Source organism: Micromonospora cabrerizensis (assembly GCF_022230955.1).
GTDB lineage: Bacteria > Actinomycetota > Actinomycetes > Mycobacteriales > Micromonosporaceae > Micromonospora > Micromonospora cabrerizensis.
This window is the reverse complement of sequence record NZ_JAKKFI010000074.1, coordinates 19,218-33,905: the sequence shown is the minus strand read 5'-3', so window position 1 is coordinate 33,905 and position 14,688 is coordinate 19,218. Positions and strand designations below refer to the sequence as shown.

Sequence of the window (14,688 nt, the reverse complement as noted above, 5' to 3'; positions counted from 1 at the left end):
GCTGCCAGGCCGGCAGTCGGGGTGGATGCCAACGAGTCTGGCCGTGTCCTGACTCGACCGTCAAGGTGCTAATACGAATTATCGAGGGACATTCGTCGAAGAAATTCTCGGCGTGTGGGTCTTGACGGCGACACCGGGTGGGCCGCACCATTTCACCTCACCGACGCTAATGCGTATTACCTCGGTAACGATTGGACACGGAACGTGACTGGTTCGCGCAGGCGGGTCACCCAGCACGACATCGCCCGGATGACCGGCGTCAGCCAGGCGACCGTCTCGCTGGTGCTCAACGGCCGCGACGACGGCAACGTCCGCATCGCCCCGGAAACCCGGGAGCGGGTCCTGCACGCCATTCGCACCACGGGTTACGTCGCCGACCCGGTCGCCCGTCGTCTCGCCGCCCGGCACAACCGCATCCTCGGCGTGTTCACCTACGAACCGGTCTTCCCGACCGGCACCGGCGACTTCTACCACCCGTTCCTGGTCGGCATCGAGGAGTGCGCCGAACGGCTCGGCTGCGACCTGCTGCTGCTCACCAGCGCCCCGGTGGCGGGCGGCCGGCGGCGGATCTTCCACGACGACAACCGGCTGCGCCTGGCCGACGGCTGCGTCCTGCTCGGTCGGTCGCTGGACCGCGACGAGCTGGCCCGGCTGGTCACCGAGGGGCAGCCGTTCGTCTCGGTCGGTCGCCGCGACGACGCGGGCGGGCCGGTGCCGTACGTCGGCGCGGACTACCCCCCCGCCACCGCCGCCGTCGTGCGCCGGGCCCTGACCGCCGGTCACACCGCCCTGGCCTACCTCGGTCAGGGCGCCGGTCCGGAGTCGCACGCCGACCGGATGCGTGGATTCCAGGCCGCACTCGACGCGGCCGGGCGCACACCGCTGCACCTGCCGACCACCGACCGGTCCCCCGCCGACCTGCTCGACACCCTGCTGGCGGCGGGCGTCACCGCGGCGGTCGTCGAGGAGTACGCCGACGGCGTGGCCATCGCCCAGCTCGCCCGCGAGCGAGGCCTCGACGTCCCGGGCGACCTGTCCATCCTGGCCCTCGGCGACCCGACCCGACCGGCCAGCACCGACATCGACTTCACCGGCTTCCGCATCCCCCGCCGGGAGATGGGCTGGCAGGCCGTCGAGGTACTGACCGGGCTGCTGGAGGCGGACCCGGAGACAGCGCCCCAGCGGCTGGTGCCGTGCCAACCCGTCGACGGTGCAACCCTCGCGCCCCCCAGGGCGACCCCGTGAAAGGACAGCTCTTGCCAGACATGCAGGCCGAAGTACTGATCGTCGGCGGCGGACTGGGCGGCGTCGCCGCTGCCCTGGCCGCGCTGCGCGCCGGCCGCTCGGTGGTGCTCACCGAGGAGTACGACTGGCTCGGCGGTCAGCTCACCAGCCAGGCCGTACCGCCCGACGAGCACTCCTGGGTCGAGCAGTTCGGCGTCACCGCCAGCTACCGGAGGCTGCGCGACGGCATCCGGGACTACTACCGCGCCTACTATCCGCTGACCGACCGGGCCCGTCAGGCCACCGCCCTCAACCCGGGGGCCGGGCACGTCAGTCGACTCTGCCACGAGCCACGGGTCGCGGTCGCGGTGCTGGAGGCGATGCTCGCACCGTACCGGGGTGCCGGTCGGCTGCGGCTGCTCCAGCCGTACCTGCCGGTCGACGCCGACACCGACGGCGACCGGGTGACCGGGGTGACCCTGGCGCACCGGGACAGCGGCGAACGGGTGCACGTCGTCGCGCCGTACGTGCTGGACGCCACCGAGACCGGCGAGCTGCTGCCACTGACCGGCACCGAGTACGTCACCGGCTTCGAGTCGCGCGGCGAGACCGGGGAGCCGAGCGCGCCGGACGAGGCGCAGCCGGACAACATGCAGGCGTTCTCGGTGTGCTTCGCGGTCGACCACGTCGACGGCGACCACACCATCGACCGGCCGGCCCGCTATGACTTCTGGCGGGCGTACCAGCCGCCGTTCTGGGGCGACCGGATGCTCTCCTTCCGGTCACCCAACCCGCGCACCCTGGAGATCTCCGAGCGCAGCTTCACCCCCAACCCGGACGACGACCCGTGGCTGGTGATGGCCGACCAGCGGCTGAGCCCGGGCGACGGCAACCTGTGGACGTTCCGCCGGATCGCCGCGCGGCGCAGCTTCGTCCCGGGCAGCTACGACAGCGACATCTGCCTGGTCAACTGGCCGATGATCGACTACTTCGAGCAGCCGCTGATCGACGTGCCCGACCCCGCCGGGCAGGTCGCGGCGGCCCGGGAGTTGTCCCTGTCGGAGCTCTACTGGTTGCAGACCGAGGCACCCCGCGCGGACGGTGGCACCGGCTTCCCCGGGCTGCGGCTGCGCGGTGACGTCACCGGCAACGGCGGCATCAGCACCGGCGGCGACGTCGCGCACAGTGGGCTGGCCCAGGCCCCGTACATCCGGGAGGCGCGGCGCATCCGCGCCGAGTACACCGTCGTCGAGCAGGACCTCTCCCTGGCGGTACGCGGCGACAAGGGCGCGGTCAGCTACCCGGACGCGGTCGGCGTCGGCATGTACCGCATCGACCTGCACCCGTCCACCGGCGGGGACAACTACGTGGACGTGGCCTCGTGTCCCTTCGAGATCCCACTCGGCGCCCTGATCCCCCGACGGGTGGAGAACCTGCTGCCCGCCGGGAAGAACATCGGCACCACCCACATCACCAACGGTTCGTACCGCCTGCACCCCGTGGAGTGGAACATCGGCGAGGTCGCCGGTCTGCTCGCGGACTTCTGCCTGGCCCGCCGGGTCACCCCCCGCGCGGTGCGCTACAACCCCGGCCTGCTGGCCGACTTCCAGAACCGCCTCGCCGACGAGGGCGTCGAGCTGCGCTGGCCCGACATCGCCGGCTACTGAGGGAGAATCCTGATGAGGAAACGGTTGACGGCCGTCGTCGCGCTCGCCGCGATGGTCGGCCTTACCGCCTGCGGCGGCGGCGACAGCGCCGGCTCCGACGGCCCGGTCTCGCTGCGGATGACCACCTGGTCGGCCAACGAGGCACACCTGAAGCTGTTCAACGAGATCGCCGCGGAGTATCGCAGCAGTCACCCGAACGTCGCGGAGATCAAGTTCGACCCGATCCCGTTCGAGAGCTACACCACCACGCTGACCACCCAGATCGCCGGTGGTAACCCGCCGGACCTGGCCTGGGTGTTGGAGAACGCGGCCCCGGACTTCGTCTCCTCGGGCGCGCTGCTGCCGCTGGACGAGACCCTGCGCAAGACCGACGGGTACGCCTTCGACGAGCTGGCGCCGGCCGCGACGAAACTGTGGCAGTCCGACGGCAAGCTCTACGGCTACCCCTTCTCCACCTCGCCGTTCGGCATCTTCGTCAACACCGACCTGGTCAAGGCCTCCGGCGCGAAGAGCCCGGCGGAGCTGATCGCCGCTGATTCCTGGACCTGGGAGAACGCCGTGGCCACCGCCTCCGCGGTGAACTCCAGGACCGGCAAGGCAGGGCTGGTGGTGCGGGACTTCGACTACAAGGGTTGGGACAACCTCTCCACCATCTGGACCGGCTGGGGCGCCCAGGCGTGGAGCGCGGACGGCAAGACCTGCGGCTTCAACGCCGCCGAGATGGTCGACGCGATGACCTTCCTGCACCGGGCGATCTTCACCGCGAAGGCGCTGCCGGGCCCGGGCACCGCCGCCGACTTCTTCGCCGGCGAGGCCGGCATGACGATCACTCAGATCTCCCGGGCCTCGCTGCTGGAGAAGCAGAAGTTCGGCTGGGACCTGGTGCCGTTGCCGGCCGGCCCGAAGGGCGACTACTCGGTGATCGGCCAGGGCGGCATGGGTGTGTTGAAGAAGGGCAAGCACGCCGACGTCGCCGCCGACTTCCTGGCCTTCCTCACCAACCCCGCCAACTCCGCCAAGCTGGCGCAGTTCTTCCCGCCGCCGCGTACCCCCCTGCTCACCGCCGCGACGCTGGCCAAGACCAATCCCCTGCTCAAGCCGGAGCAGTTGCAGAGCGTGGTGATCGACGGGATCGCCAACGGGGTGGTGAAGCCCAACCACACCGGCCAGGCCGAGCTGAGCCAGGCCGTACGGTCGGCGCTGGACCCGATGTGGAAGGCCGACGCCGACGTGCGGGCCGTGCTCGACGGGGTCTGCTCGGCGATCAACCCGCTGTTGGCGAAGTAGGGGATCACCGATGCCGGTCCTGACGGACGACGTGGCGGGCCGGGCCGACCCCCGGCCCGCCCCGGGCGGCACGACGGCGCCCCGACGGCGCGGATGGTGGACGAGTCGCCGACGCGACCAGGTGGCCGGCCTGCTCTTCGTGACACCACAGCTGGTGGGCACCCTGCTGTTCGTGCTGCTGCCACTCGGCCTGGTGGTCTGGTACAGCCTGCACGAGTGGAACGTGCTCGCGGACACGTTCGACTTCGTGGGCACGGACAACTACCGCGAACTGGTCGACGACCCGAAGCTGCCGGGCGTGCTCCGTACGACGCTGTTCTTCTCGGTCGGCCTGGTCGTGTTCAACCTCGCCCTCGCCCTGCTCCTCGCCGTGCTGCTCAACCAGCGGCTGCGCGGCACGGTGGTGTTCCGGACGCTGTTCTTCTCCCCCGTGGTGGTCTCGCTGGTCGCCTGGACGATCGTCTGGGGTTTCCTGTTGCAGGACAACGGCGGTGTGAACGGGGTGGCCGGCGCGGTCGGCCTGGACGGCCCCAACTGGCTGCGCGGCGAGTGGACCGCGCTGCTGTCGGTGATCGTCGTGCAGGTGGTCAAGAACGTCGGCCTCAACATGGTGCTGTTCCTCGCCGCGTTGCAGGGCGTCCCCGCCGAGCTGTACGAGGCGGCCCGGGTCGAGGGTGCGAGCCGGTGGACCCAGTTCCGTCGGATCACCGTGCCGCTGATCAGCCCGACCATCCTGCTGACCTCGATCATCACCGTGGTCGGCGCGCTACAGGTCTTCGCCCAGATCGCCGTGCTCACCCAGGGCGGCCCGGGCACCTCGACCACGGTGCTCGTCTACTACCTGTACCAGCAGGCGTTTCAGTTCCACCAGTTCGGCTACGGCTCGACGCTGTCGGTCCTGCTGTTTCTGATCGTGCTGACGCTGACCATCGTGCAGTGGCGTATGCGCAGGAAGTGGGTCTTCCATGAACAATAGGCTGCCGTTGCGGGCCCGGGTGGCGATCTACGGGCTGATCTGTCTGCTGGCCGTCCCGTTCGTCTTCCCCACCTGGTGGATGATCACCTCGTCGTTCAAACCGGTCGGCGACATCTTCGCCTTTCCCCCGTCGCTGATCCCCACCGACCTGAGTTTCTCGGCGTACCGGCAGGTGTTCGAGCTGCAGCCGTTCGCGCGGCAGTACCTCAACAGCGCGTACATCGCCGCGGTGGTCACCGTCGGCACCCTCGCGGTCTCGTCGCTGGCCGGCTACGCGTTCGCCCGGATCCGGTTCCGTGGTCAGCACGCGCTCTTCCTGCTGGTGCTGGTGGGCCTGCTGATCCCGAGCGAGGTGACCATCGTGCCGTTGTTCCAGATGTTCAACTCGGTCGACCTGATCGACACCCACTGGCCGTTGATCCTGGTGCCGATGCTCGGCGCGCCCAGTGTGCTGGCCACCTTCATCATGCGGCAGTTCTTCATCACCCTGCCCACCGAGTTGGAGGAGGCGGCGCGGGTGGACGGCCTCGGCCGGCTGGCGACCTTCTGGCGGATCGCGCTGCCGCTGGCCCGCCCCGCCCTCGGCGCGGTGGCGATCTTCACCTTCCTGCACAGCTGGAACCTCTACCTGGAGCCGATCGTCTTCCTGTCCACCCCGGAGAAGTTCACCCTGCCGCAGGCGCTGACCCAGTTCGTCGACGCGTACGGCGGCCCGATGTGGGACGTCCAGCTCTCGGCGGCCTCGATGACGGCGCTCCCGGTCCTGGTCGTGTTCGTCATCGCGCAGCGGCAGTTCATCGAGGGCCTCGCCCACACCGGACTGAAGGGATGACCCACCGGGTGCGCGAGCGCCGCTCACCCGGGCAGAAACTGTTATCCCGGTACGGGCGGCCAGTCTCCTGAGGGGAAGGTGGTGGCAAGATCTCCCGCCACCACAGCATCGGGTAGCGATGCGACCACACGGAGGAGTCGAGACGATGCGCACAGCCGGTCAGGGTGGTACGGACGCCGCGAAGGGGAATCGGGGCGTCCACGCGGAACCCCGACGCGGGTTACTGGGCCGCCTCCCGGTCGGTGCGAGGCGTCTGCTGTGGCCCCTCGCCGTGGCCGCCGTGGTCGTCGTACTGGTGACCGGGGTGGTTGTCGTGGTCCAACCGACCGGGCCGGCATCCGCTCCCGCGGCGGCCCCACAGGCCGTCGACGAGCTGCTGGCCACCGGCGCGGTTTCCGCACCTGCCACCGCGACCACCCCCACTGCCACGCCGAGCCCGACCGGAGCGACCCCGACCCCGACGCCGACGGCGAAGCCGACGACCGGCCGTCCGGTCGCCCCGGCGGCACCCGCGGCGACCTCGAAGCGCAAGGGTGTCGGGGTGTGGACCTTCGACGGCGTCAACCAGGCGCTGGCCAGCTCCGGAGCGAGCTGGTACTACACCTGGGACGTGGCACACCAGGGCGTCACCAGCCCGAAGGGCGCCGAGTTCGTCCCGATGATCTGGGGGGCGAAGAGCGTCACCGCCACCAACCTGCAACAGGCCAAGAAGAACGGCAGGTACCTGCTCGGGTTCAACGAGCCGGACCTGAAGGGTCAGGCGGAGATGACCGTGGAGCAGGCGTTGGACCTGTGGCCGCAGCTGCAGGCGACCGGTCTCCCGCTGGGCAGCCCCGCGGTGGCCTGGGGCGGTGACCGCCCGGGCGAGTGGCTCGACCGCTTCATGGCCGGCGCGAAGCAGCGCGGCTACCGCGTCGACTTCATCGCCCTGCACTGGTACGGCGGCGACTTCACCACCGCCAACGCGGTCAACCAGCTCAGGTCGTACCTGCAGGCGGTGCACGACCGCTACCAGCTGCCGGTCTGGCTCACCGAGTTCGCTTTGATCGACTTTTCCAACGGCGTTCGCTTCCCGACCCAGGCGCAGCAGGCCGCGTTCCTCACCGCGGCGACCCGGATGCTGGGCGGCCTGTCCTGGCTCCAGCGGTACGCGTGGTTCGGCCTGCCCGCCACGGACAAGGACCAGACCGGGCTCTTCCGCACCGGCAGCGAGGCGACCGCCGTCGGGCGCGCCTACCAGGCGGCCCGCTGACCTAGAGCTGATCCACGTGGTCCCGCCAGGAGTGCTGTGGCTCGTACCCCAGCACCCGGCGGGCCTTGTCGATGCTGAGCAGCGTCTCGTGCTCGCCCAGCTCCCCACGGATCTCGACGCCCGGGTAGACCTCGGCCATCAGGCTCGCGCTGGACCTGGTCATGACGGTGTCGGCGTTGGCGATGATGAACACGTCGGCGCCGGGCTGGTCGTGGGCGAGTGCGCGCTCGACCGCCTGGGCTGCGTCCCGGGCGTCGATGTAGCCCCACAGGTTCCAGCGGCGCAGCAGCGGGTCGGCGTCGAAGGACGGGAACGGGGCGTAGTCCTCGACGTCCATCACGTTGGAGAAGCGCAGACCCACCATGACCAGCTCCGGGTCCCAGCGGCAGAAGTGCCGCGCCATCTCCTCCTCAAGGGCCTTGTTCAACGAGTACGTGGACTCGGGGCGCGGCGCGTACTCCTCGTCCACGGGCGCGTACGGCGGTGGGGTGTCGAACGGCAGCCCGAGGACCGTCTCGCTCGACGCCCAGACGACCCGCCTGATCCCGGCCGCCCTGGCCGCGGCGAAGACGTTGTACGTGGCGGCGGAGTTGTTGGCGAACGTGGTCGCGTTCGACATCAGCCCCGGGGCCGGGACCGCCGCCAGGTGCACGACCGCGTCGATGCCACCGGCGTGCTCGTCGGCGCCTCCGGTGAACGCCTCCACCACCTGCCCGTAGTCGGTCAGGTCGACCAGGAGGAACTCGCCGGTCACGTCCCGGGGGTCGCGACCGCCGGCCCGGTCCACCGCCAGCACGTCGACGCCCACGGCACGCAGGTGGGCGACCACGGCGCGGCCGAGCTTGCCGGTGGCCCCGGTGACGACAACACGCCTCGGAAGTGCAGCATCGGTCATGACCCCATCCTCTCCGGCGGCGGTCGGTGCCCGGCAGTCGGGTGGGGGCCCGGCCGGATGGCAGCGCCACCACGCCACGATGCCGAACCGAGCGCGGCCGGAACCGGCGGGTGCGTAACGTGCAGGGGTAAAACGCCGACGCGACGAGGAGACCTCATGTCCAAGCCACCGCTTCCCGAGGCTGCGGTCGCCATGCTCCAGAAGCCGAACCCGGCTGTCATGACCACGCTTCGCAATGGTGGTCAACCGGTGTCCGCCGCCACCTGGTACCTGTGGGACGACGGCCGGATCCTGGTCAACATGGATGAGAGCCGCCGTCGGTTGGACCACGTCCGCAACGACCCGCGGGTGTCCCTCACCGTCCTCGACGAGGCCGGTTGGTACACCCACGTCAGCATCATCGGGCACGTCGTCGAGCTGCGGGCCGACGAGGACCTCGCGGACATCGACCGGTTGTCGCAGCACTACACCGGCAACGCGTACCCGCGGCGGGAGCGCGCCCGGGTCAGCGCCCTGATCGAGATCGACCGCTGGCACGGCTGGGGCGCACTCAAGGACAACGACCAGGTCGGTTGAGCGGCTGGCCCGGTCCGCCGCAGGGTCGACCGGGCCAGCACCACCCCCGTCAGGGTGTCAGGGTCGCGGCCGACCGGGTGCCGACCCGGGTCACCAGGTAGCCGAAGGCCGCCGCGGTGAAGAACATGACGATGCCGTAGACGGCGCCCGGGATCGCCATCTGCGTGCTGTTGAGCAGCGCCGGGCTGAGCGCGATCGTGATGGCCAGGGTGCTGTTGTGGATGCCGATCTCGAACCCGGCGGCCGTCGCCGCGCTTCGCTCGACGCCGGCGAGTCGCGGCACCCCGTACCCGATGGCGAGACTGAGCAGGTTGAACGCGAGCACGGCCAGGCCGACCGAGACGAAGTAGTCGGCGATGTTCTCCCGCTCCCCGAGCACGGCCCCGGCGATCACCGCGACGAGCACGACGACGGAGAGGATCCGGACCGGGCGGTTCAGCCGCTCGGCGACGTGCGGCAGCCGGGCCCGGACCAGCATGCCGATCGCGACCGGGACGAGCACGATGGCGAAGACCTGCACCACCTTGTCGAACTGCAGGCCGATGCTCCTGCCCTCGGGCAGGAAGTACGCCGCCGACAGGTTGACCAGGATCGGCAGGGTGAACACGGCGAGCACCGAGTTGATGGCGGTCAGGGTGATGTTCAGGGCCACGTGGCCGCCGAACAGGTGGCTGTAGAGGTTCGCCGTCGTGCCGCCGGGCGAGGCGGCCAGCAGCATCATGCCGACGGCCAGTTCGGGTGCCAGGTCGAACGCGAGGACGAGGCAGAAGCAGAGCGCCGGCAGCACCAACACCTGGCACACCAGGGCGATGACGGCGGCGCGTGGATGCTGGGCCACCCGGCGAAAGTCCGCGATGGTCAGTCCGAGACCCAGACCGAGCATGATGATGCCGAGGGCGATGGGCAGGCCGATCAGAGTCAGGGCGGAGTCCATGGCACAACATCGTTACCACCGGGTAACGCCGTCACAATCCCCCATGTGGCTGAGCGCTCTTGACCCCGGACGGTGATCGGCTTAACTTCATCAATCAGATAAGTATCTTTACTAATTCTGCCTGATGCCCTCGTAGGAGTGTGCCGATGCGACCATTCCGCCACCGCCGCCTCACCGCCGTCGTCACCCTGGCGGCCCTGCTGTTCACCGCCGCCCCGCCCAGCGCCGCGAGCGCGGGCGACAACAAGGAGCGCCGCGCCGGTTACCACCGCGTCGGCTACTTCACCCAGTGGGGCATCTACGGCCGGGCCTTCCCGGTCAAGAAGCTCGACACGTCCGGGGCGGCCAGCCGCCTCACCCACGTCAACTACGCCTTCGGCAACGTCAGCGAGGACGGCCGCTGCTTCGTGGACGGCGGGCCGGGCGAGGGCGACGCCTGGGCCGACTACCAGCGGCCCGTCCCCGCCGAGGAGAGCGTCGACGGCGTCGCGGACGCCCCGGGCCAGGCACTCAACGGCAACTTCGGCCAGCTCGCCAAGCTGAAGGCCAAGCACCCCAAGCTCAAGGTGCTGATCTCGCTGGGTGGATGGAGCTGGTCGACGTACTTCTCGAACGCCGCCCGCACCGACGCCTCCCGCAAGGCGTTCGTCGCGTCCTGCATCGACCTCTACCTGAAGGGCAACCTGCCGGGCGGGGACGGCGCCGTCGGCGGCCCGGGGGCCGGGACCGGTGTCTTCGACGGCATCGACCTCGACTGGGAGTGGCCGAACTGGGCGGGTGAGCCTGGCAACGTCATCCGCCCGGAGGACCGGGAGAACTTCACCAAGCTGCTGGCCGAGTTCCGCCGGCAGCTCGACGCGTACGGGCGCACCACCCGGGCGCACCACCCGCTGACCGCCTTCCTGCCGGCCAACCCGGCCACCATGGACGCCGGGTACGAGGGTCGCAAGATCTTCAAGTACCTGGACTTCGCCACCGTGCAGGGGTACGACTTCCACGGCGGCTGGGAGGCCGTGGCCAACCAGCAGTCGGCGCTGCGCGTACCGGCGGGCTCGCCGGACAACCCGGACTTCTCCGTCGAGGTGGCCATCGACGGCTGGATCGCCCGGGGCGCGCCCCGCGACAAGCTCGTGCTCGGCATCCCGTACTACGGTCGGGGTTGGACCGGCGTCACCGGCGGCGGCAACGGCCTCTTCAAGCCGGCCACCGCGCCGGCGCCGGCCACCTTCGAGGCCGGCTACGAGGACTACAAGAACCTCAAAAACCTGGCCGGCAACGGTTACACCGTGCACCGCGACCTCCGGGCCGGGCACGCCTGGCTGTTCGACGGTACGACGTTCTGGACGTACGACGACCCGGCGGTCGTGTTGCAGAAGACGCTCTACATCCGCCGTGCCGGCCTGGCCGGAGCGATGATCTGGTCGCTGGACGGCGACGACGACAACGCCACGCTGACCAAGACGATCGGCCTCGGCCTGACCACCTGGTAGGCGTACGCGACGCGCCGCCCGTGACCACCGGGTCGCGGGCGGCGCACCCTACCCGGGGGAGACCCCGCGCACGGCGGCCTCGATGAGCGCGGTGACCTCGTCCATGTCCCGAGCCCGGTGGACGTCCACCTCGGCCGACCAGCCGTCGGCACGGCTGAGCCGGACCGTCACGTCGTCACGGCGATGGGTCAGCCAGTCGGCGATCGCCTGCACCAGCACCATGACGGTGCCAGCGTCGTCGGCCGCCACCCGCAGCACCTCCGTGCCGCCCGCCGGTGTCTCCTCCGGCGGCGTGCTGGTCACCCCGTCGCGCAGCCGGTCCTCCGCGCGCAACCAGGACGCCAGCGAGCGCCGAGCGTCGGCGGACGGGAGATCCGGAAAGACCGAGAGCGTGATCATCTGCAGAGACGCCGACACTGTCTCCTCCTTCCGGGCGAGGTGGACCCCACCCCGCCATCCTGCCAGTCGGCCCCGCCTCCGGCACCCCGTGCACTCACCGAAGTCGATCGAAGCTTGACCGGCGCATCGACGGTTCATAGGCTCCGGCCACTGCGAGGCTTTCCCCAGGAAGGGAACCCGAGACATGGCCCCATCGTCGCGTCCGTTCTGGATGGTCCCTCCGAAGCGGCTGGCGGGTGCCGCCACGATCGCGCTCCTGCTCGGCATGACACCCCTGCTCGGCGGCACCGCGACCGCGAGCGCCGCCCGGCCCTCCCCCTGCAGCAACGACCCGACCGCACGGTTGAGCACCGTGCCCGCCCCGGAGACCGTGCTCGGCTTTCCCCTCGGCACGGGACAGGAACGGGTCGTCACCAACGACGAGGTGCGGACGTACCTCGGGGCCGTGGACAGCGCCTCCGCCCGGGTCGTCACCGGCGTGATGGCCACCAGCGTGCTCGGCCAACCGCTGCCGTACGCGGTGGTGTCCAACGAGCGCCACGTGCGGCCGGCCGCCCTGCGACAGATCGCCGACGACGTACGGGACCTGCGCGACCCGCGCCGGACCAGCGCGCGGACGGCCGACCGGACGGCGAAGGACAGCCCGGCCATCGTCTGGGTCACCGCGAACGTGCACGGCGGCGAGAAGAGCGGCACCGACGCGGCGCTCAAGACGCTGTACGAGTTGGCGGCGGGCCTGTCCTGCGACGTCGCACGGCGCAACGACAACCTGGTCACCATCATCGTTCCCACCCAGAACCCGGACGGCCGCGACGCGACGCGACGGCAGAACGAGTTCGGCTTCGACATGAACCGGGACTGGTTCGCCCGCACCCAGCAGGAGACCGACGGCAAGCTCGAACTGCTGCGCCGCTACCCGCCGCAGGTGTTCGTCGACGCGCACGAGATGGGCGGCCGGCAGTACTTCTTTCCGCCCAACGCCGACCCGATCCACCACGAGATCGCCGGTGAGGCGGTCGACTGGATCAACCGCATCGGCGAGGCCAACAAGGCCGGCTTCGGCTTCAACGGGGCCTGCGACGAGACCGCCTTCACCGAGTGCTACTTCAACTACGACACGTACGACATGTTCTTCATGGGCTACGGCGACACCGTGCCGACGACCGGTTTCGGTGCGGCCGGCATGACGTACGAGAAGGGCAGCGCGTCGGCGGTGGCCGACCGGGTGCAGCAGCAGTTCCACACCCAGTGGTCGACGCTGGGCTGGGCCGCCGCCAACAAGCGCGAGGTGCTCGGCGGCTACTTCGACATCTGGACCGACGCGCTCGCTCAGGGCCGGGCGGGCAGCCTGGAGCCGAACGAGGTGGTGCAGCCCACCAACGAGGTCCAGTTCCCGGTGCCGGACATCAAGATCCGCTCCTACTTCCTGCTGCCGGACCGGCAGCTCGCCGACGTCCGCCAGCTCGTCGAGCGGCTGCGCCGGATGGACGTCGAGGTGTACGAGGTGCAGAAGCCGACCCGGGTGCCCACCGCGCGGGTCTTCGGCGGGCGGACCGCCACGAACGTGACAGTGCCCAAGGGCGCGTACTGGATCCCGATGGACCAGCCGCAGAAGCACTGGATCCAGGCCATCATGGGCGAGGACCCGTACGTTCCGTTCCCCTACTTCTACGACGTGTCGTCCTGGAGCAACCCGCTGCTGATGGGCGTCTCCACCATCTACACCGGCGACAACGTCCGGCCGAAGGCCGAGCTGGTCCGGGGAATCTCCGGTGGCCGGGGCTCGCTCGCCTGGCCGTGGGGTTCGTACACGTACCCGCTCGACTCGGCCGCCGCCGCGGAGCTCACCTTCCGCCTGCTCGGTCACGGCGTCCCGCTGGTCCGTGACCTGTCGACAAGCCGGGTCGCCATCCCCGCGACCAAGCTCAGCCGCACGGTCGACGAGCTGGCCGAGTCGTTCGGGGTGACCCTCACCCCGGGCGGGCGGCCCACCGGCACCAGCCTGGCCCTGCCCGACGTCGGGCTCTTCCAGGGCACCGGCATCTCCACCACGTCGGGCTCGCACGGCGAGGCCCGGTACGTGCTCGGCAAGCGGTGGGGCCTCGACCTCACGCCGGTCACCACTGCCGACATCAACGACAACACCGAGGCGTTCACCGGGCGTACCGTGCTGCTGGTGCCCGACGGCAGCAGCGCGACCGGCGGTCTGACCGCCGCCGGGCAGGCCAACCTGCGCGAGTGGATCGCCCAGGGCCACACCTACGTCGGGCTGCGCAACGAGGGCACGCGGGTGGCCCGCGCGGCCGGGCTCACCTCCACCACCGAGAAGACCAAGCCGGCCGACTACCTGGTGATCGGCTCGCACCTGCGGGTCGACGTCGACACCGACAGCCCGGTCGCGCTGGGCCGCCCGGCGGAGGACTTCGAGTTCAACAACAGCGACCCGATCCTCAACCCGAGCACCACCGGGACGAACGTGCTCAGCTACCCGACGGGTGACACGTTCTGGGCCAACGGCTACACCGTCGGCGCGGACGCCCTGAAGGGCACGGCGGCAGTGGTCGACGAGCCGACCGGTTCCGGCCGGGCGGTGCTGTTCGCGTTCAATCCGCTGTTCCGGGCGTACAACGAGAATGGTCTGCACCTGGTGGCCAACGCGCTGCTCTACCCGGCGGGCGCCGCGGACGCCCGGCGCTCCTCCGGGGTCGACCCGGCGCGCGCCAGCGCCGCCGCCGCGCCGGTCACGCCGGACCTCGGTGGCGGGTGGCGGCCGATCACCGTCGAGGTCGCGGCGAGCGACCTGCCGCGCACCCGGGCCATCGTCGAGCGCTTCACCACCGACGCGAGGACGTCCGCGAAGGACAGCTCGGCGTACGTCGTGATCCCCAACCCGCAGGGCCTCCAGGTCGACGAACACCCGTTCGCGAGCGATCTGGTCCGCGCGCTGCGCGACGCCAAGGTGCCGCTGCGGTCGGTGGTCGGCTGACGAACCCCGGCCCGGCGGCGTGAGATTCGCGTAGATCTTGGACAGTTTTCGTTAGCGGGGAACGGAAACTGTCCAAGATCTCGCCGCGAGAAGGCGGCGGCGACCGTGCGCGGCACCAAACGGAAACTGCTGCCCCTACGGCACGGCCACCTGGACCATCGCCGGACCCG

At 70.3% G+C, this 14,688-nt stretch carries 12 protein-coding genes; 9 read left to right on the top strand and 3 right to left on the bottom strand.

From position 1 onward, the window contains the following. Window positions 1-204: 204 nt before the first annotated feature. The 6 genes from LADH09A_RS18680 (at window position 205) to LADH09A_RS18655 (ending at window position 7,238) form a co-directional block, all read left to right on the top strand. Window positions 205-1,245, top strand: coding sequence for a LacI family DNA-binding transcriptional regulator (locus LADH09A_RS18680; RefSeq protein WP_238646750.1), 1,041 nt, complete (start codon window positions 205-207; stop codon window positions 1,243-1,245). A gap of 20 nt (window positions 1,246-1,265) precedes the next feature. Next, window positions 1,266-2,891, top strand: a complete 1,626-nt coding sequence (locus LADH09A_RS18675) for an FAD-dependent oxidoreductase (protein WP_238646768.1) — start codon at window positions 1,266-1,268, stop codon at window positions 2,889-2,891. A 12-nt stretch (window positions 2,892-2,903) separates the two neighbouring features. Beyond that, on the top strand, window positions 2,904-4,178 hold the full coding sequence (locus LADH09A_RS18670) for an ABC transporter substrate-binding protein (protein WP_238646749.1): 1,275 nt from the start codon (window positions 2,904-2,906) through the stop codon (window positions 4,176-4,178). 10 nt (window positions 4,179-4,188) lie between these two features. Beyond that, on the top strand, window positions 4,189-5,154 hold the full coding sequence (locus LADH09A_RS18665) for a carbohydrate ABC transporter permease (protein WP_238646748.1): 966 nt from the start codon (window positions 4,189-4,191) through the stop codon (window positions 5,152-5,154). Then, entirely contained in the window at window positions 5,144-5,986 is an 843-nt protein-coding gene (locus LADH09A_RS18660) for a carbohydrate ABC transporter permease (protein ID WP_238646747.1), read from the top strand. Before LADH09A_RS18665 ends, LADH09A_RS18660 begins: the two co-directional genes overlap by 11 nt. A gap of 313 nt (window positions 5,987-6,299) precedes the next feature. Further along, on the top strand, window positions 6,300-7,238 hold the full coding sequence (locus tag LADH09A_RS18655; protein ID WP_238646746.1) for a glycoside hydrolase family protein: 939 nt from the start codon (window positions 6,300-6,302) through the stop codon (window positions 7,236-7,238). A 1-nt stretch (window position 7,239) separates the two neighbouring features. Here the strand turns inward: LADH09A_RS18655 and LADH09A_RS18650 are convergent, their stop codons facing one another. After that, window positions 7,240-8,133, bottom strand: coding sequence for an NAD-dependent epimerase/dehydratase family protein (locus LADH09A_RS18650; RefSeq protein ID WP_238646745.1), 894 nt, complete (start codon window positions 8,131-8,133; stop codon window positions 7,240-7,242). A gap of 156 nt (window positions 8,134-8,289) precedes the next feature. On the opposite strand from LADH09A_RS18650, the gene LADH09A_RS18645 reads away from it, so the two are divergent. Next, window positions 8,290-8,709 carry a PPOX class F420-dependent oxidoreductase gene (locus LADH09A_RS18645; protein ID WP_238646744.1) on the top strand — a complete coding sequence of 140 codons (420 nt, stop codon included), beginning with the start codon at window positions 8,290-8,292 and terminating at the stop codon, window positions 8,707-8,709. 49 nt (window positions 8,710-8,758) lie between these two features. Here the strand turns inward: LADH09A_RS18645 and LADH09A_RS18640 are convergent, their stop codons facing one another. Beyond that, the gene (locus LADH09A_RS18640) at window positions 8,759-9,643 is read right to left on the bottom strand and encodes a bile acid:sodium symporter family protein (protein WP_238646743.1); all 885 of its coding nucleotides are present in this window, start codon (window positions 9,641-9,643) and stop codon (window positions 8,759-8,761) included. A gap of 146 nt (window positions 9,644-9,789) precedes the next feature. On the opposite strand from LADH09A_RS18640, the gene LADH09A_RS18635 reads away from it, so the two are divergent. Further along, entirely contained in the window at window positions 9,790-11,133 is a 1,344-nt protein-coding gene (locus tag LADH09A_RS18635; protein ID WP_238646742.1) for a glycoside hydrolase family 18 protein, read from the top strand. Window positions 11,134-11,181: 48 nt separating this feature from the next. Here LADH09A_RS18635 and LADH09A_RS18630 read toward each other — a convergent pair whose 3' ends face one another. Further along, window positions 11,182-11,550, bottom strand: a complete 369-nt coding sequence (locus LADH09A_RS18630) for an effector-associated constant component EACC1 (protein WP_238646741.1) — start codon at window positions 11,548-11,550, stop codon at window positions 11,182-11,184. 193 nt (window positions 11,551-11,743) lie between these two features. Here LADH09A_RS18630 and LADH09A_RS18625 point away from each other — a divergent pair, with 193 nt between their 5' ends. Beyond that, complete coding sequence (locus LADH09A_RS18625) at window positions 11,744-14,518, top strand: M14 family zinc carboxypeptidase (protein WP_238646740.1); 2,775 nt, start codon at window positions 11,744-11,746, stop codon at window positions 14,516-14,518. Window positions 14,519-14,688: the final 170 nt, after the last annotated feature.